This is a genomic window from Pseudomonas sp. LBUM1664 (assembly GCF_059695895.1).
Window position 1 is genome coordinate 1,720,397 of sequence record NZ_CP166791.1, and the last position, 16,420, is coordinate 1,736,816.

Here is a 16,420-nt window from a genome sequence, read left to right on the forward strand (position 1 = left end):
TCCAGTGTGGGGATTTGTATAAAACTGACTGCCAGAGCAATTCCCTCGTTCAATCGGATTTGCACCGGTCAGCGGAATTGCGGCCCCGAGCGTGTGTTGTTGCCTTTGGCCATGCGGTCGTACAGCACGACGTTGACTGTAGCGGCCAGGTTCATGCAGCCGGTGGTGGGGATGTACACCACGTCTTCGCACCAGTCGCGAATGTCCTTGTCCAGCGAGCCGTCTTCGGGGCCGAAGATGTAAAGCGCCCGGTCCGGGTGAGTGTATTCGGGCAGCGGGCGAGCACCTTCCACCAGCTCCACGGCCACCGGCACACAGCCCAGGGGCAGGATTTTCTTCAGGTCGTCGATGCCGATCAGCGGGATATCGTAGTGGACTTTCTTGGTGTCGGTGACGAAGTCGGCGGCGCGCTCATAGCGCTTGCCGGTGTAGAACACCGATGCCACGCCGTAGCAGCCGGCGGCACGCATGACCGAACCGACGTTTTCCGGGGACTTGGGGTTGAACAGACCGATGCAGCTGTAGCGTTTGTTGGCCACGGACGGAGTGCCTTTGGGGAAAAGGCGCGATTATACGGGGAATGGGAGGGGGTGGTCAGTTTCCAGATCAGCGATGTTTCTTCGATCGTCATCGCGAGCAGGCTCGCTCCCACAGTGGATTCGTGTTGTTCACAAAATCCTGTGGGAGCAAAGCAAGCTTGCTCGCGAAACAGGCGCCTCGGTTTCTGAAAGACCGCATCGGCTTTACCGCGGGCAAGCCTTGCTCCCACATAAATCCTCTCGCCACAATGGCTGGCTACTCGTCTTTTTTCATCAGCCCGGCCAGCGCCGCGAAGGGGTTGTGGGTGGCCTTGGCGATTTTCGGGGTGCTCAGGGAGCCGTCGCCGAAATATTGCTGGTCGGTGTAGCGCGAATGCTCGTTGTCGTGGCAGTACAGGCACAGCAGTTCCCAGTTGGAACCGTCCTGCGGGTTGTTGTCGTGGTTGTGGTCGCGGTGGTGCACGGTCAGTTCGCTCAGGCGCTTGCCGGAAAACTCACGGGCGCAGCGGCCGCAGACATGGGGGTACATTTTCAGGGCTTTGTCGCGGTAGCCCATTTCCCGATCACGCTGGGCGTCGGCGAGGATGCGGTCCAGCTTGGCGGTGTTGGACGGTGGCGTTGACGAACTCATGGGTTCACCTTTGTAAAAAAGACTGATGACGGTTGAAGGCAGTTTAGCTCAGCCCTTGAGCTTCTCGGCAATCCAGATGGTGTGGCGGGTGCCTTTGTTGCCATGGGCGAACACTTGCACCTCTTCGGCCTTGAAACCGGCTTTTTTCAGCTTGTCGGAAAATTGCCGGTCAGCGCTGGCCGACCACACCGCCAGCACGCCCTTGGGCCGCAGGGCTTTGGCGCAGGCGGCCAGGCCACCGGCCGAATACAGCCAACTGTTGGCTTTCTGGGTCAGGCCTTCAGGGCCGTTGTCGACATCCAGCATGATCGCGTCGAAACCCTGAGGCTCGGCTTGCAGCACCTTGGCCACATCGTCCATGCGGATCACGGTGCGCGGGTCCGACAGCGGCCGCCCGGCCTTTTCACCCAGTGGGCCACGATTCCAGTCCACCACCCCCGGCACCAGCTCGGCCACTACCACCTCGGCATTCTTGCCCAGGTGCTTGAGGGCCGAGGCGAGGGTGAAACCCATGCCGAGGCCGCCGATCAATACGCGCGAGCCGGGACGGCCAGCGACCTTGCGGCAGGGAATCTCTGCCAAGGCGTCTTCGGAACCGTGCATGCGGGTGTTCATCAACTGACCACCGTCACCGCCCTGGATCTTGATGACGAAGTCTTCGCCATACTCGAACAGGCACAGGGCACCGCCGTTGTCAGGGATGGGTGTGGTGTCGAGCAGTACGAAACGTTTCATGGAAGTCTCATGAGGGGAGGGCAAACCGGCGCGCTAAGGACTAGCCTGAAGGTAGACAATAGCCACGGAGCCATTGATGAAGCGCACCATTCTAACGGCCATTGCCCTGGCGGCGCTCTCGATAAGTTGGGTCCAGGCCCAGCAACCGACGATTCCGGTGAGTCCGGCGTCCATTCCCGGCTCGCCCGGCACGGCCACACCGATGCCGTACCCAGTGGTCACGCCCAACGGTGTGCCCAAGGCCGGGCCCGCAGGCGCAGGGTCGCCGTTGCTGCCACGGATCGAAATGCCCAAACCGCCCAAGGACCAGCCGATACCAGGCATGGAGCCGATACCGCCGAAGGCCAAGTCGCCGGGGGGCTAGACCTGCTGCGACAGCAGTTGCCCATCGGCCATGCGCAGTCGTTTGGACAGGGAGACGGCCAGGGCGCGGATGATTTTGGCGGCGATCTTCGGGGCGTCGTTGAGCATTTTTTCCAGGGAATCCTTGCCCAGGTTCAGCAATTGGCAATCACTGGCCGCGATGCAACTGGCCGAGCGCCGCTCACCGTCGAGCACGGCCATTTCGCCGAACGCCCGGCCACTGCGCAGCGTGGCAATGGTCACGGGCTGGCCGTCGGGGCCGGTTTTCTGCACGGCCACCTGGCCTGTGTGGATGATGCACATGAAACTGCCGGCATCGCCCTCACGGAAAATCGCTTCGCCCTGGGCGATGGCGCTGATGCTGAAGTAGCCCGATGCAGCGGCGAAGTCGGCAGGCAGCAATGAGTCGAACAGACCGCAGTCCATCAGCCAGTCACGGATTTCTTTGTTCAGTAAGGTAGGTTCTGACATGTCGTCACGGTCTTTTTCTTGTGTTTGTTGCGGTTTCGGGGGGTGTAAGAAGATCCCTGTGGGAGCGGGCTTGCTCGCGAAGACGGTGTGTTAGTCGACATATAAGTTGAATGTCAGTCCGCTTTCGCGAGCAAGCCCGCTCCCACATTTGAATCGAGCCACGTCTGGGCCCGGCGTATGGAGCTAAGACCCAGCCGTCACACAGAGTTCCTCAGACCAACCCCAAAACCTTCAAAACGAATGCATATTCGAGCGCTACGTCACGCAATCCCTGGTAACGCCCGCTCATTCCGCCGTGGCCGGCGTCCAGTTCGGTCTTGAGCAGCAAGGGGTTGTCATCGGTCTTGGTGGCCCGCAACTTCGCGACCCACTTGGCTGCTTCCCAATATTGCACGCGGCTGTCGTTGTAGCCGGCGATGACCAGCAGCGCCGGATACGCCTGGGCGCTGACGTTTTCGTATGGGGCATAGGCCCGGATTCGATCATAAACGTCTGGTTCTTGCGGGTTGCCCCATTCGTCGTATTCGGTGACGGTCAATGGCAACTCGGGGTCGAGCATGGTGTTGAGCACATCGACGAACGGCACCTCGGCAATCGCAACCTTGAACAGCTCCGGGCGTTGATTGAGCACCGCGCCAATCAGCAGGCCACCGGCACTGCCGCCGCTGATCGCCAGTTGATCGGCGGTGGTGAAACCGTTGGCGATCAAATGCTCGGCACAGGCGATGAAATCGCTGAAGGTGTTGTGTTTGTGCTCTTGCTTGCCGGCGCGATACCAGGCTTCCCCCAGCTCACCGCCCCCGCGCACATGGGCAATGGCAAACGCCACGCCACGATCGAGCAGGCTCAGCCGCGAATGGGAAAACCACGGGTCGAGGCTTTCGCCATAGGCGCCGTAGCCATACAAGTATAGCGGCACCGGTTGGCCGAGGGCTTCGCGTTTGACCACCAGGCTGATGGGCACGTGTGTGCCGTCCGGTGCTGTAGCCCAAAGCCGCTGGCTGACGTAGGCATCGGCGTCGAACGGGCCCAGCACCGGGGTTTGCTTGAGTACGACCTGTTCGCCGCTGGCCAGGTCCAACTGGCGGATCTGCGCTGGGCGGTTCAGGGCCTCGTAGCGCAGGCGAATGCGGTCGCTGGCGAATTCCAGGCTGTTTTGCACATGCAGGCTGTAGGCCGCGTCTGGCAATTGCACCCGATACGCCGGCAAATCCTGTGGGTGAACCTCGATGATCGGCAGGCCGCCTTCACGCAGGCTCAGGGTCATGGCGCTGGCGTTCAGGCTCAAGCCATCGATCATCACCGTGTCGCTGTGAGGGATCAGGTTCTGCCAGTCGGCCTCGGTCGGCGCTGCGCCCGTGTCCGTGGCCTGGTACAGCGCGAAGTTGATCCCATCGCGGTTGCTGCGGATCAGCCAGGTCCATTGGCCGTCAAGCAGCCCGTGATCGACATCGTATTCATGGTGTTCCAGCCGTGGCGCCAGGCAGGTGAAGGGCTGCTGCGGTTGCGCAGCGTCCAGCACCCAGACTTCGCTGGTGGTCTTGCTGCCCAAGGACAGAATCAGCTGCCGTTCGGAGCTTGAGCGGTAGCAATGCAGGAAGAAACGCCCGTCCGGCTCATGGAAAACTTCTTCGGCAGCGGTGCCGTCCAGGCGATAGCGCCAGAGCTTGTGGGGGCGATGGGTATCGTCCAGTTCGCCGAAAAACAGCGTCAGGCTGTCATTGGCCCAAGTCATGCTGCCGTCGCAGTGCTCGAAGGACAGTTCGCTGACCTTCTCGTTGGACAACTCCTTCACGAACAGGGTGTAAATCTCCTCGCCCGTGGTGTCCAGGCTGTAGGCCAGGCGCTGATGATCGGGGCTGATGCTGAACGCGCCCAGGGAAAAGAAACCGCCACCGGCCAACGCGTTCGGGTCCAGCAGCAGTTGTTCGCGGCTCTCATCCACGGTCAGGCTGTCGTCGGCCGGGCGCGGGCAGCGATAGTGGCGCGGGTATTCGTCGCCCGCCGTGGTGCGGGTGTAATACAGGTACGGGCCCCAGGGCGAGGGCAGGGATAGGTCGGTCTCGAGGATCCGGCCCTTGATTTCCTGGAACAGGGTTTCGCGCAGTTCGGCCTGGTCGGCGAGTTGGGCTTGCTGGTAGCTGTTTTCTGCCTTGAGGTAGTCGAGCACGGCGTCGGTGTCGCGTTCCTGCAGCCAGGCATACGGGTCAACACTGGCGTCCCTGCGGGCAATCGGGGCGTTGGGAACGTGGGCAGATAGGGGCATGAAAGGCTCTCGAACGTTGTACGAAAAGGGACCAGTGGCCTGTGTGATTAGTTCTGTTAGTCATCTTCTGGTATCCGAAGTTGAACTGACGAACTGACGCCACAAGCCACTCGACAGACGCTGGGGCAGCCTGACGAGCGAAAAGCCGTTACTATAAGCGTCTCTTTGCCTGCCTTGCCATGGACACCATGACCGAGAACGACTATCTGATCGCCTGGGGCCTCTACGCCTTCGCCGCCTTGGGCTGCCTGCTGGTATGGATGCGCATGACCCGCTGGATGTGGCGCTGGTTGCGCGAGCCACTGCGGCTGTTGATGGCCGTGTTGCTGTTCAGCCCCACCATTGTCGACCCGGTGAAAGATAAGGTCGCTCCAGCCCTGGCCATTGTCGCCCTGGACGTACTGTTCAAGGTCGGCAACAACGCTTGGCGGGCGGTGTCCGATCTGCTCATGTACGGCATGATCGCCTTCGGCCTCTACTTGATTGTCGTGCTGATCCGCTTCCCCATCGAGCGTGCATCCAACGCTCGCAAGGAGCGGGCCGCCGCCGCAAAGGCCGCCGCAGCGGCCGATGAACCGCAAGACGAGCAGCCGTTCGGTGTGGCCGGCGATGACCGTTACGGTCGCCCGCCGGTACCGAGCAACCCTCAGCGCTCGCGTATCGAACCGCGTCTGTAAACAGGCCAGCCCTTTGAAGCGAGAGTTCGAACATGTGTGAGTTATTGGGCATGAGCGCCAATGTGCCGACCGACATCGTGTTCAGCTTCACCGGGCTGATGCAGCGCGGTGGCAAGACCGGGCCGCACCGGGACGGCTGGGGCATCGCTTTCTATGAAGGCCGTGGCCTGCGTCTGTTCCAGGACCCTGCCGCCAGCTGCGAGTCGGAAGTGGCGAACCTGGTGCAGCGCTATCCGATCAAGAGCGAAGTGGTGATCGGGCACATCCGCCAGGCCAACGTCGGCAAGGTCTGCCTGTCCAACACGCACCCGTTCGTGCGTGAGTTGTGGGGGCGCAACTGGTGTTTCGCCCACAATGGCCAACTCGCCGATTTCCAGCCGGGCGTGAGCTTCTACCGTCCGGTGGGCGATACCGACAGCGAAGCGGCGTTCTGCGATTTGCTCAACCGCGTGCGCCAGGCTTTCCCGGAACCGGTGGAAGTGGAGCAATTGTTGCCGTCCTTGGTCGAGGCCTGCGCCGAATACCGTAGCAAAGGCGTGTTCAATTGTTTGCTCAGCGATGGCGACTGGCTGTTCTGCTATTGCTCGACCAAACTGGCCCAGATTACTCGTCGTGCGCCGTTCGGCCCGGCGCGGCTCAAGGATGTGGACGTGATTGTCGATTTCCAGGCCGAGACCACGCCCAACGACGTGGTCACGGTGATCGCCACCGAACCCTTGACCGAAAACGAAACCTGGACCCGCTACGAACCGGGCCAATGGAGCCTGTGGCGACGCGGTGAATGCGTCAGTCACGGCCAGACCGAATAAGGACGTCACGCTATGTTGCTCAGCTATCTACGGCTGGTGTTGTTCGCAGTGGGCCTGCTGGTCGGGGTCCAAGTGCCGGGCTTCATCAGCGATTACGCCAAGCGGGTCGAGGCGCACTTGATTGAAGCGCAGACCGGCCTGCAAGGTTTCCAGGGTACCGCCAACCAGTTTTTCAAGGGTGACATGCAGGCATTGGTAGCCCATTACCGCGCCAGCGAAGACCCGATCTTTCGCAGCGATGCCGACAGCCTGAACACCTTGCTCGTGCGCCAGCAGGCCCTGGACAAGCAATTCCAGGCGATGCAGGGCCCGTGGTACATCCGCTTGCTGCAAGTGGCGCTGGCTGCCGATCCGGACATTCGCAAGGAAACCTGGAACGGCTACAGCTACCAGATCCTGCTGACCCCCGAAGCCATGATCTGGGGCATCAGTGGCGCCATGCTGCTGTCGTTCGGCCTGGAATGTCTGTTCCGCCTGATCGACTGGGTGGTGCTGGGCGGCAAGCGCCTGCGCCAGAGTCGGCCGATTGAAGAGCGGGATTTGCGCGGGCTGTAACACCGTCGGTCAAAGGGCTTTTTTGTGGCGAGGGAGCTTGCTCCCGCGGGTCTGCGAAGCAGACCCGACAACTGCTGAATACCATCCACCTGACACTGCGCAGTGCCAGGTTTGGGGCTGCTGCGCAGCCCAGCGGGAGCAAGCTCCCTCGCCACAATGGCGTACAACCAGTTCTTCGATGTTGCATACCAATCAACTTTTTCTTATGACCCAGCCGAGGTTTTATTAGTTGGACGCCACGGTGTGCGCGCTCAAGAATCGGGGCATCCGGTCTCCACGTTTGTATCGTCGAGGCTTAGAACAATAAAACCGTGGAGAACCACCATGAGTGCCCCCGACACCCTCGGCGCCCCCAAATCCCAGGCCCGTCCCGGCCCGTTCGATTGGTATCGCAACATCAACCAGCAGGAGCGTCGCACGTTCTGGAGCTGCAAGATCGGCTACGGCCTGGACGGCATGGACACGCAGATGCTCAGTTTCGTGGTGCCGACGCTGATCGCGATGTGGGGCATCACCACCGGGCAGGCGGGGTTGATTCATACCAGCACCCTGATCGCCTCGGCCATAGGCGGCTGGGCGGCGGGCATTCTCTCGGACCGCATCGGTCGGGTGCGCACCCTGCAACTGACGGTGCTGTGGTTCGCCTTCTTCACCTTCTTGTGCGGCTTTGCCCAGAACTACGAACAACTGTTGATTGCTCGCACGCTGATGGGCTTTGGTTTCGGCGGCGAGTGGACCGCCGGCGCGGTGCTGATGGGGGAGGTGATCCGCGCCAAGGACCGTGGCAAGGCGGTTGGCATGGTGCAATCGGGCTGGGCGCTGGGCTGGGGCATGACGGCGATTCTGTATGCGCTGCTGTTTTCGGTGCTGCCACCGGAAGATGCCTGGCGCGCCTTGTTCATCCTCGGCATCGTCCCGGCGGTGTTCGTGATATTTGTCCGGCGGCTGGTCAAGGATCCGGAAATCTATAACCAGACCAAGGCTCGGCAAACCCCAAGCAACCCCGCCAGGTTTTACGAGATCTTCGCCCCCGGCATCCTCTTCACCACCCTTCGTGCCTCGTTGCTGACCACCGGCGCCCTGGGCGGTTACTACGCCATTACCTCGTGGCTGCCGACTTTTCTGAAGAATGAACGCGGCTTGAGCGTACTGGGTACCGGTGGATATCTGGCGATGGTGATCGTCGGTTCCTACGTGGGTTATGTCATCAGCGCCTATTTGACCGACATCCTGGGCCGCAAAAAGAACTTCATCCTGTTCGCCGTCGGCTCGTTCACCATCGTGCTGCTTTACACCCAGATGCCGGTGAGCAATAACGTGATGCTCTGGCTGGGCTTTCCCCTGGGGTTCTTTGCCTCGGGTATTTTCAGCGGCATGGGTTCGTTCCTTACCGAGCTGTTTCCTACGCGCATTCGTGGTTCGGGACAGGGCTTCTGCTACAACATTGGCCGGGCGGTGGCGGCGTTGTTCCCGCTGTTGATCGGCCTGCTGAGTCAGAGGGTTCCGCTGAGTGTCGGCATCGGCGCGTTCGCGGCGGTGTCCTACGGTGTGGTGATCCTGGCGGCCCTGAGCCTGCCGGAAACCCAAGGCAAGCAGCTGGATGCCGAGTAACTGATAACCTGTGGGGCCTATGTCCCATGGTCAACAAAGAAAGAACCTACAGGAGCGTTCACCGTGAGCCGCCTGCTATTGAACTGCGACATCGGCGAAAGCTTCGGCAGCTGGACCATGGGTCTGGACGCCGAGGTGATGCCCTTCATCGATTGCGCCAACATCGCCTGCGGCTTTCACGCCGGTGACCCGAGCATCATGCGCAAGACCGTCAGCCTGGCCCTGAGCCACGGCGTACGGATCGGCGCGCACCCAGCCTATCAGGACCTGGCGGGCTTCGGCCGGCGCTCCATGGCCTACGGCGCCCAGGAATTGCAAGACCTGCTGCACTACCAGATCGGCGCCCTCGACGGCATCTGCCGGGCCCAGGGCGGGCAGGTCAGCTACGTCAAACCCCATGGCGCGATGTACAACGACATGATGGCCAACCCGGCGCAATTGCGTGCCGTGATCCAGGCCGTCGCCGCTTATGACCGGCAGTTGCCGCTGATGTTGATGGCGACCCGGGACAACAGCGCCGCACAGGCCCTGGGCGACGAATATGGCCTGACCCTGTGGTTCGAAGCCTTCGCCGACCGTGCTTATGACCGAGACGGCCGTCTGGTTTCGCGGCAATCGCCGGGAGCGGTGCATCACGATCCCGAGGTCATCATCGAGCAGGCCCTGACCATCGCCCGCGGCGATGCGCTGACCGCCAGCGACGGCAGCGCCTTGCACCTGAAGGCCAATACCTTGTGCGTGCACGGTGACAACGCCAGCTCAGTGGCCGCCGTGCAACGCATCCGCGAAGCTTTGGACCGGCAGAGTGCGCCATGACGCCACGCTTGGAAGTGGTGGCGGTGGATTGCCTGATGGTGCGCCTGTTCGATGAAATCGCCGAGTCCAACATGCCGTGGATGCTCGCCGCCAGTGAGCGCCTGAAAACGGTATTCGCCGAATATCTGATCGACCTGGTGCCGTCCTACACCACGTTGATGGTGCATTACGATATGTTGGCGTTGAACCCGGCCCAGGCGCGGGATCTGATCCGCGAGGCGCTGACCCATCTTTCGCCCGATGCCCGGTCGGTCGGCCAGTGCCATGTGCTGCCGGTGTGGTACGACGCCAGTGTCGGCCCGGAGCTGCGCCTGCTGTCGAGCCGTAGTGGGCTGACGGTGGAGCAGGTGATCCGCCGTCACAGCGAACGTGAATACCAGGTGTTTGCCCTGGGCTTTGCGCCAGGGTTCGCTTTCATGGGGCTGGTGGAGGAGGTGCTGGCCGCACCGCGCCTCGATACCCCGCGCAAGCGGGTGGCGGCGGGCAGTGTCGGCATTGCCGAGCGCCAGACCGCGGCGTACCCGGTGGTGTCCCCCGGCGGCTGGAACCTGATCGGTCGCACCCCGGCCAAACTGTTCGACCGCGAGCGTGACGGCTACAGCCTGATGCAGCCCGGCGACACGGTGCGCTTTGCCGCCGTGGATCACGCCGAATTCATCGCGCTGGGTGGCGACGACACACCGCTGGAGGCTCTGGCATGAGCCGTCTATTGATCGAGGCCAGCACCCCGCTGTGCCTGTTGCAGGACACCGGCCGTTTCGGCGTAAGGCATTTGGGCGTGACCCAGGGTGGCGCGGCGGATTGGCTGTCGATGGCCTGGGCCAACTGGATGTTGGGTAATGCCGTGGACGCGGCGGTGGTGGAGATCACCCTCGGTGGTTTCACGGTGGTGGCCGAAGATGATTGCGTGCTGGCGTTGGCAGGGGCGGATTTGGGCGCGCGGGTAGACGGTCAGCCGGTGGCGTCATGGCGCTACTTTGGCCTGCGCAAGGGGCATATCCTGTCCTTCACTCAACCGGTGCTGGGTGCACGGGCGTACCTGGCGGCCCCGGGCGGCTTTGATGGGCCCCGGGTGTTAGGGAGCCGGTCGACGGTGGTGCGCGAAGAACTCGGTGGCCTGGACGGGCTGGGGCGGGCGTTGAACCGCGGCGCGCACTTGAGCTACTCAGGCTCGGCGACGCCCCGGCCAATGCCGCACACGCTTATTCCGGATTTCCAACAGGCGCTGGTGCTGGATCTGATCCTCGGTGCGCAGAATGGCGCGTTCAGCGGGCGCAGCCTGTTTGATGCGTTCAATACGCCTTGGACACTGGACAGTCGGGCCGATCGCATGGGCATTCGGTTGTTGGGCAAGGCGCTGGAATATCAGGGCCCGGCAATGATTTCCGAAGGCATTCCCTTGGGCGCCGTGCAGGTGCCGCCGGACGGCCAGCCCATTGTGCTGCTTAACGACCGGCAAACCATCGGCGGTTATCCGCGCCTGGGTGCCTTGACGCCGCTGGCCCTGGCCCGGCTGGCGCAATGCCTGCCAGGTGCGCAGGTGCGGTTGCGGCCGGTGGTGCAGGAGGTTGCGCATCGGCAGCAGGTGGAGTGTCTGCAGGTGTTTTTGAAAGGCTAAAAGCATCGCGAGCAGGCTCGCGATGAGGCCCTAAAGGGCACCAAAGATCTTACTTGGAAAGAAACCGCATTCCTTCCTCCAACCCCCGCAAGGTCAGCGGGAACATCCGGTCCTCCACCAGTTCGCGCACGATGTTGGTCGAGGCGGTGTAGCCCCAGGTGTCTTTCGGGTAAGGATTGATCCAGATGAGCTTCTTGTACTTTTCCATGAAGCGCTGCATCCACACATAACCCGCCTCTTCATTCCAGTGTTCGACGCTGCCGCCGGCCTGGGTGATTTCATAAGGGGCCATGGCCGCGTCGCCGATGAAGATGACTTTGTAGTCGGCGCCGTACTTGTGCAGCAGATCCTGGGTCGAAGTGCGTTCCGAGGTGCGGCGCAGGTTGTTTTTCCACACCGACTCATACACGAAGTTGTGAAAGTAGAAATACTCCAGGTGCTTGAACTCGGTCTTGCAGGCCGAGAACAGTTCTTCGCAGATTTTCACGTGGGCATCCATCGATCCGCCGATGTCGAACAGCAGCAACAACTTGACGGTGTTGCGTCGCTCCGGGCGCATCTGGATGTTCAAAAGGCCTGCGTCCCGGGCGGTGTGGTCGATGGTACCGTCGATGTCCAACTCTTCGGCCGCACCCTGGCGAGCGAACTTGCGCAGCCGGCGCAGGGCGATCTTGATGTTGCGAGTACCCAGTTCCACCTGATCGTCGAGGTTCTTGTACTCGCGCTGGTCCCAGACCTTCACAGCCTTGCCCTGGCGCTTGCCGGCGTCGCCGACGCGGATGCCTTCGGGGTTGAAGCCGCCGGAGCCAAACGGGCTGGTGCCGCCGGTGCCGATCCACTTGTTGCCGCCGGCATGGCGTTCTTTCTGTTCTTCCAGGCGCTTCTTGAATTCTTCGATCAATTTGTCCAGGCCGCCCAAGGACTGGATCTGCGCCCGCTCTTCGTCAGTCAGCGAGCGCTCGAACTCCTTGCGCAACCAGTCTTCGGGAATCAGCGCCTGGAGATGATCATCGAGTTTCTCCAGGCCATTGAAGTACGCGGCGAACGCCCGGTCGAACTTGTCGAAATGCCGTTCGTCCTTCACCAGAATCGCCCGGGACAGGTAATAGAACTCGTCCATGTCGGCGAAGATCACCCGCTGTTTCAGCGCGTTGATCAGGTCCAGCAGTTCACGCACCGACACGGGCACCTTGGCGGCGCGCATCTCATTGAACAGGTTAAGCAGCATGGCAATCGCCCTCGCTCTTGTTAAACGAAGAGGATCAGCGTGTGCCGCGACGGCTCATGAACGCCAGGCGCTCGAGCAATTGCACGTCCTGTTCGTTCTTGACCAGGGCACCGGCCAGCGGCGGGATGGCCTTGGTCGGATCACGCTCGCGCAGCACCGCTTCGCCGATGTTGTCGGCCATCAGCAGCTTGAGCCAGTCCACCAGTTCGGAAGTGGAAGGCTTTTTCTTCAGGCCCGGCACCTTGCGCACATCGAAGAACACGTCCAGCGCTTCGCTGACCAGGTCTTTCTTGATGTCCGGGTAATGCACATCGACGATTTTTTGCAGGGTGGTGCGGTCGGGGAAGGCGATGTAATGGAAGAAGCAGCGGCGCAGGAACGCGTCCGGCAGTTCTTTTTCGTTGTTGGAGGTAATGATGATGATCGGGCGCTGCTTGGCCTTGATGGTTTCATCGGTCTCGTAAACGTAGAACTCCATCTTGTCGAGTTCTTGCAGCAGGTCATTGGGGAACTCGATGTCGGCCTTGTCGATCTCGTCGATCAGCAGAATCACCCGCTCTTCGGACTCGAATGCCTCCCAGAGCTTGCCCTTTTTCAGGTAGTTGCGTACGTCATGGACCTTGTCCACCCCCAACTGCGAGTCCCGCAGGCGGCTGACCGCGTCGTACTCGTACAGGCCCTGGTGAGCTTTGGTGGTGGATTTGATGTGCCAGGTGATCAAGCGCGCGCCGAAGGACTCGGCCAGTTGTTCGGCCAGCATGGTCTTGCCGGTGCCCGGCTCGCCCTTGACCAGCAACGGCCGTTCCAGGGTGATGGCGGCGTTGACGGCCAGCTTCAGGTCATCGGTGGCCACGTAGGCGCTGGTGCCTTCGAACTTCATCTGCAATTCCTCGAACGGTGCCGCCGGCCTGGATGAGGCAGGGCGCGCGAAATAAATGTCGTGCCCGACTATAACGCGACGCCCCGCCGACTGTGAACGCAGACGCTGTATTCAGTCTCTGAATGGAGCGTCACATGTTGACTCAGTCTGGGCCGCTTGCCAGTATTGCATATCGCCAATTTGGCGATATGTTTGGCATATGTCGACTAAATATCGATTCAGAGATACATACCGCATTCAGCTACGCGAAAGGGATCACCCGCCGCCCCATGTCCACCTTACCGGTGGCGGGTTGGACGTGGTGCTGAGCCTGGAAACCGTCGAAGTGATGATGGGTCGGGCGCCGCCGCTGATCATCAAGGAAGCGCTGGACTGGGTCAGCTCCCATCAAGTGCAACTGTTGGAGGATTGGAAACGATGTTACCCATGAAACGGCCGAGGCTCTTGTCCGTGCAGGCCTTGTTGCCATTCAGTCTGGCACTGACGTTTATTGACGGGCAGCAACTGACGCTGGACTTGAGCGCCGATGTGCAACGTTACCCGGGCTTGCAGCCTTTGCTTGAAGAGGGTGCGTTTGGGGGCGCAACGCTGGGCGACGATGGCTGGAGCGTCGAGTGGCCCGAACTGGATATCCAGATCGGGGCCGATACCTTGTATCTGGACGCGTTGGCACAGAACGCCGTGGATGAAAATACCCGTATCTTCATCGACTGGCGCGCCCGCACCGGCCTGCCGTTGAACAAGGCGGCGCAAGCATTGGGGGTCAGCGCACGCAGCATCAGTCGTTACAGCAGTGGTCGTGAGGCGGTGCCGCGTTCATTGGCCCTGGCGTGCCTGGGCTGGGACTCGCTGCAGCGCGCGACGGCAACAGCGGCGGCAGAACAGACGGGCCGCTATACCGTCACGCGTAAACCCTAATCGGCCGAAGGCGCCGGTTGCTCATAGCGGGCGTTGAAGGCCTGGACGAAACCGTTGCGCAAGATCTGCAGGAAGGCTTCGAAGGCCCCGATGTCCTGTTGATGGACATTGCCGCTGAGTTCTACCCGCGTGGCGAACTGGTTCTTGCGCTGATTTTTAAGGGCCATTTCGCCCGTGCCGACGAGCGCTTCCCAGACCGAACGGAAGATGTTCTTGTTCTTGTTTTCCACGTCCTGTTGCCAGTCGAATACATCCACATCACGCAGCAACGGTTTGATGTAGCCGCTGAGTTTGGCGTTGTCGGCTTCTGCCTCGATCACCAGGTCGCCATGGCCTGCATTGAAATCGAATTTGCCATAGGCCGCTGCGAAATCATTGAGGCGCTTGAGTTCGATGTTCGTGGCGCGCAGGCGGAAGTCGAAATCTTCAAAGTTGCTCAGCGGATCGAAAGTGGCCTGCATTTCCAGCGGGGCATGTTCGGCCACCAGGGCCTTGCCCTCGAAGCGGGCGTCGCGCTTGCCTTTGGTGTCGACCACGTTGGTCAGGTTATAGACGCTGGCATTGACGTCGGTAGCTCGCAGGTTGACCGGCGGTTTTGAATTGAAATTACGGAAGGTGACCTTGCCGTCATTGATCCGCACTTCGTTGAGGGTGATGGGCAACAACTTGCTCAGCTGCTCGCGCCAGTTGGTGCCCTGGCCGGTCTGAGAGTTCTGCCGGTTGGCCCCACCGTCGACGAAGTTGACTTCGGGACGGGTGAATTGCGCCTCGGCCACCACCGCATGGTCGTACCACAGCGAATGCCAGCTCACGGACAGGTCGATCAACGGCGCATCGACGAACGGCACCGGGACCTTGCCGTCGACCTTGACGATTTTCAGGCCGTTGATCCGGTAGGCCCCGCGCCAGGGCGCCAGGTCCACATCGGCGATCTGGCCGCGGTAGTCGCCCATGTCGGCCAGTTTGTCGTTCAGGTAATCGCGTACCAGGTAGGGCAGGGTGAAGTGCAGGACCACCAGCACCGCAACGGTGGCGGCGAAGACCCACAGTGGCCAGCTGTATCGACGCTTCATGTCAGTCAGTCTCCAACCTTGATAAAGCCATTGACTGTTGCGACAGCTGGAACGTTCGCTGCAACTGGACGCCCAAGGGCAACAGGCATACCTTTAAACGCTAAATTCCCGCTGCATCAAGGACCCAGTCATGAGCCGTATTTACGCTGACAACGCCCATTCCATCGGCAATACGCCACTGGTGCAGATCAACCGAATCGCCCCGCGTGGCGTGACCATCCTGGCCAAGATCGAGGGGCGTAACCCGGGGTATTCGGTCAAGTGCCGGATCGGCGCGAACATGATCTGGGACGCTGAAAGCTCCGGCAAGCTCAAGCCCGGCATGACCATCGTCGAGCCGACCTCGGGCAACACCGGTATCGGCCTGGCGTTCGTGGCCGCCGCCCGTGGCTACAAGCTGATGCTGACCATGCCGGCGTCCATGAGCATCGAGCGGCGCAAGGTGCTCAAGGCCCTGGGCGCGGAGCTGGTGCTCACTGAACCGGCCAAGGGTATGAAGGGGGCCATCGAAAAAGCCGCGGAGATTTTGGCCAGCGATCCCGCCAAATACTTCATGCCGCAGCAGTTCGATAACCCGGCGAACCCGGCTATCCACGAAAAAACCACTGGCCCGGAAATCTGGAACGACACCGACGGCGCGGTGGATGTGCTGGTGGCAGGTGTGGGCACCGGTGGAACCATTACCGGGGTCTCGCGGTATATCAAGAACACCTGTGGCAAACCGATCTTGTCGGTGGCGGTGGAGCCTGAGGTTTCACCGGTGATTACCCAGGCGATGGCGGGGCAGGAGATCAAGCCAAGCCCTCATAAAATCCAGGGGATCGGCGCTGGTTTTGTGCCGAAAAACCTCGATCTGTCGATGGTCGATCTGGTCGAGCGGGTCTCCGATGAAGAGTCCAAGGCCATGGCCCTGCGTTTGATGCACGAGGAGGGAATTCTCTGCGGGATTTCCTGTGGTGCGGCAATGGCCGTGGCCGTTCGCCTGGCGGAAAAACCGGAAATGCAGGGCAAGACCATCGTGGTGATCCTGCCGGATTCGGGCGAGCGGTATCTGTCGAGCATGTTGTTCAGTGATTTGTTTACCGAGCAGGAGACTCAACAGTAACGGTGAATGGATTGTTGTAGTCAAACGCTGCTGTGGCGAGGGAGCAAGCACTCTCGCTACAGAGCAGCTAAACAGGTTTGAAAAGGACTTTGACCCGCGTCAGCCAACGTTCAGCTGACGCATGT

Annotated in this window: 19 protein-coding genes; 11 read left to right on the forward strand and 8 right to left on the reverse strand. The window is 61.2% G+C overall.

Annotated elements, in window-relative coordinates; translation table 11 throughout:
• Positions 1-68 precede the first annotated feature (68 nt).
• The 3 genes from ACA047_RS08270 to ACA047_RS08280 form a co-directional block, all read right to left on the reverse strand.
• Positions 69-539 carry an RNA methyltransferase gene (locus tag ACA047_RS08270; RefSeq protein WP_003198862.1) on the reverse strand — a complete coding sequence of 157 codons (471 nt, stop codon included), beginning with the start codon at positions 537-539 and terminating at the stop codon, positions 69-71.
• A 256-nt stretch (positions 540-795) separates the two neighbouring features.
• Positions 796-1,170 (reverse strand): YajD family HNH nuclease, encoded by a 375-nt coding sequence (locus tag ACA047_RS08275; protein ID WP_003184246.1) that lies wholly within the window; start codon positions 1,168-1,170, stop codon positions 796-798.
• Between the two features lie 48 nt (positions 1,171-1,218).
• Positions 1,219-1,905, reverse strand: coding sequence for a spermidine synthase (locus ACA047_RS08280; RefSeq protein ID WP_497358302.1), 687 nt, complete (start codon positions 1,903-1,905; stop codon positions 1,219-1,221).
• A gap of 76 nt (positions 1,906-1,981) precedes the next feature.
• On the opposite strand from ACA047_RS08280, the gene ACA047_RS08285 reads away from it, so the two are divergent.
• Positions 1,982-2,269, forward strand: coding sequence for a hypothetical protein (locus ACA047_RS08285; RefSeq protein ID WP_497358304.1), 288 nt, complete (start codon positions 1,982-1,984; stop codon positions 2,267-2,269).
• On the opposite strand, the gene ACA047_RS08290 is transcribed toward ACA047_RS08285, so the two are convergent.
• Together ACA047_RS08290 and ACA047_RS08295 are read right to left on the reverse strand one after the other, a co-directional pair.
• On the reverse strand, positions 2,266-2,739 hold the full coding sequence (locus ACA047_RS08290) for a cyclic nucleotide-binding domain-containing protein (RefSeq protein WP_497358306.1): 474 nt from the start codon (positions 2,737-2,739) through the stop codon (positions 2,266-2,268). The two genes, ACA047_RS08285 and ACA047_RS08290, sit on opposite strands and share 4 nt — an antisense overlap.
• Before the next feature lie 211 nt (positions 2,740-2,950).
• Positions 2,951-5,005: a S9 family peptidase gene (locus tag ACA047_RS08295; protein WP_497358308.1), complete on the reverse strand. Its 2,055-nt coding sequence runs from the start codon at positions 5,003-5,005 to the stop codon at positions 2,951-2,953.
• A gap of 179 nt (positions 5,006-5,184) precedes the next feature.
• Here ACA047_RS08295 and ACA047_RS08300 point away from each other — a divergent pair, with 179 nt between their 5' ends.
• The 7 genes from ACA047_RS08300 (at position 5,185) to ACA047_RS08330 (ending at position 11,091) form a co-directional block, all read left to right on the forward strand.
• Positions 5,185-5,682, forward strand: a complete 498-nt coding sequence (locus ACA047_RS08300) for an MFS transporter (RefSeq protein ID WP_497358310.1) — start codon at positions 5,185-5,187, stop codon at positions 5,680-5,682.
• Between the two features lie 32 nt (positions 5,683-5,714).
• Complete coding sequence (locus tag ACA047_RS08305) at positions 5,715-6,491, forward strand: class II glutamine amidotransferase (RefSeq protein ID WP_497358312.1); 777 nt, start codon at positions 5,715-5,717, stop codon at positions 6,489-6,491.
• Between the two features lie 12 nt (positions 6,492-6,503).
• The gene (locus ACA047_RS08310) at positions 6,504-7,046 is read left to right on the forward strand and encodes a DUF2937 family protein (RefSeq protein ID WP_497358314.1); all 543 of its coding nucleotides are present in this window, start codon (positions 6,504-6,506) and stop codon (positions 7,044-7,046) included.
• Positions 7,047-7,370: 324 nt separating this feature from the next.
• Positions 7,371-8,657 carry an MFS transporter gene (locus ACA047_RS08315; protein WP_497358316.1) on the forward strand — a complete coding sequence of 429 codons (1,287 nt, stop codon included), beginning with the start codon at positions 7,371-7,373 and terminating at the stop codon, positions 8,655-8,657.
• Positions 8,658-8,720: 63 nt separating this feature from the next.
• Positions 8,721-9,473 carry a 5-oxoprolinase subunit PxpA gene (locus ACA047_RS08320; protein ID WP_497358318.1) on the forward strand — a complete coding sequence of 251 codons (753 nt, stop codon included), beginning with the start codon at positions 8,721-8,723 and terminating at the stop codon, positions 9,471-9,473.
• Positions 9,470-10,174: a 5-oxoprolinase subunit PxpB gene (pxpB, locus tag ACA047_RS08325; RefSeq protein WP_497358320.1), complete on the forward strand. Its 705-nt coding sequence runs from the start codon at positions 9,470-9,472 to the stop codon at positions 10,172-10,174. The genes ACA047_RS08320 and pxpB overlap by 4 nt, the downstream gene beginning before the upstream one ends.
• On the forward strand, positions 10,171-11,091 hold the full coding sequence (locus tag ACA047_RS08330) for a 5-oxoprolinase subunit C family protein (protein WP_497358322.1): 921 nt from the start codon (positions 10,171-10,173) through the stop codon (positions 11,089-11,091). The genes pxpB and ACA047_RS08330 overlap by 4 nt, the downstream gene beginning before the upstream one ends.
• A gap of 49 nt (positions 11,092-11,140) precedes the next feature.
• On the opposite strand, the gene ACA047_RS08335 is transcribed toward ACA047_RS08330, so the two are convergent.
• Both ACA047_RS08335 and ACA047_RS08340 read right to left on the reverse strand, forming a co-directional pair.
• The gene (locus ACA047_RS08335; RefSeq protein WP_003184227.1) at positions 11,141-12,319 is read right to left on the reverse strand and encodes a vWA domain-containing protein; all 1,179 of its coding nucleotides are present in this window, start codon (positions 12,317-12,319) and stop codon (positions 11,141-11,143) included.
• A 34-nt stretch (positions 12,320-12,353) separates the two neighbouring features.
• Positions 12,354-13,199: an AAA family ATPase gene (locus ACA047_RS08340; RefSeq protein ID WP_497358324.1), complete on the reverse strand. Its 846-nt coding sequence runs from the start codon at positions 13,197-13,199 to the stop codon at positions 12,354-12,356.
• Positions 13,200-13,398: 199 nt separating this feature from the next.
• Here ACA047_RS08340 and ACA047_RS08345 point away from each other — a divergent pair, with 199 nt between their 5' ends.
• Together ACA047_RS08345 and ACA047_RS08350 are read left to right on the forward strand one after the other, a co-directional pair.
• Positions 13,399-13,629: a DUF4160 domain-containing protein gene (locus ACA047_RS08345; RefSeq protein ID WP_497358326.1), complete on the forward strand. Its 231-nt coding sequence runs from the start codon at positions 13,399-13,401 to the stop codon at positions 13,627-13,629.
• Positions 13,617-14,117: a DUF2442 domain-containing protein gene (locus ACA047_RS08350; RefSeq protein ID WP_497358328.1), complete on the forward strand. Its 501-nt coding sequence runs from the start codon at positions 13,617-13,619 to the stop codon at positions 14,115-14,117. Before ACA047_RS08345 ends, ACA047_RS08350 begins: the two co-directional genes overlap by 13 nt.
• Here the strand turns inward: ACA047_RS08350 and ACA047_RS08355 are convergent.
• A complete protein-coding gene (locus ACA047_RS08355) occupies positions 14,114-15,190 on the reverse strand; it encodes a DUF748 domain-containing protein (protein ID WP_497358329.1) in 1,077 nt (358 codons plus the stop codon). The genes ACA047_RS08350 and ACA047_RS08355 overlap by 4 nt on opposite strands.
• 130 nt (positions 15,191-15,320) lie before the next feature.
• Between ACA047_RS08355 and cysK the strand changes: the two genes are divergently transcribed.
• Complete coding sequence (gene cysK / locus ACA047_RS08360) at positions 15,321-16,295, forward strand: cysteine synthase A (RefSeq protein ID WP_497358331.1); 975 nt, start codon at positions 15,321-15,323, stop codon at positions 16,293-16,295.
• Positions 16,296-16,420: the final 125 nt, after the last annotated feature.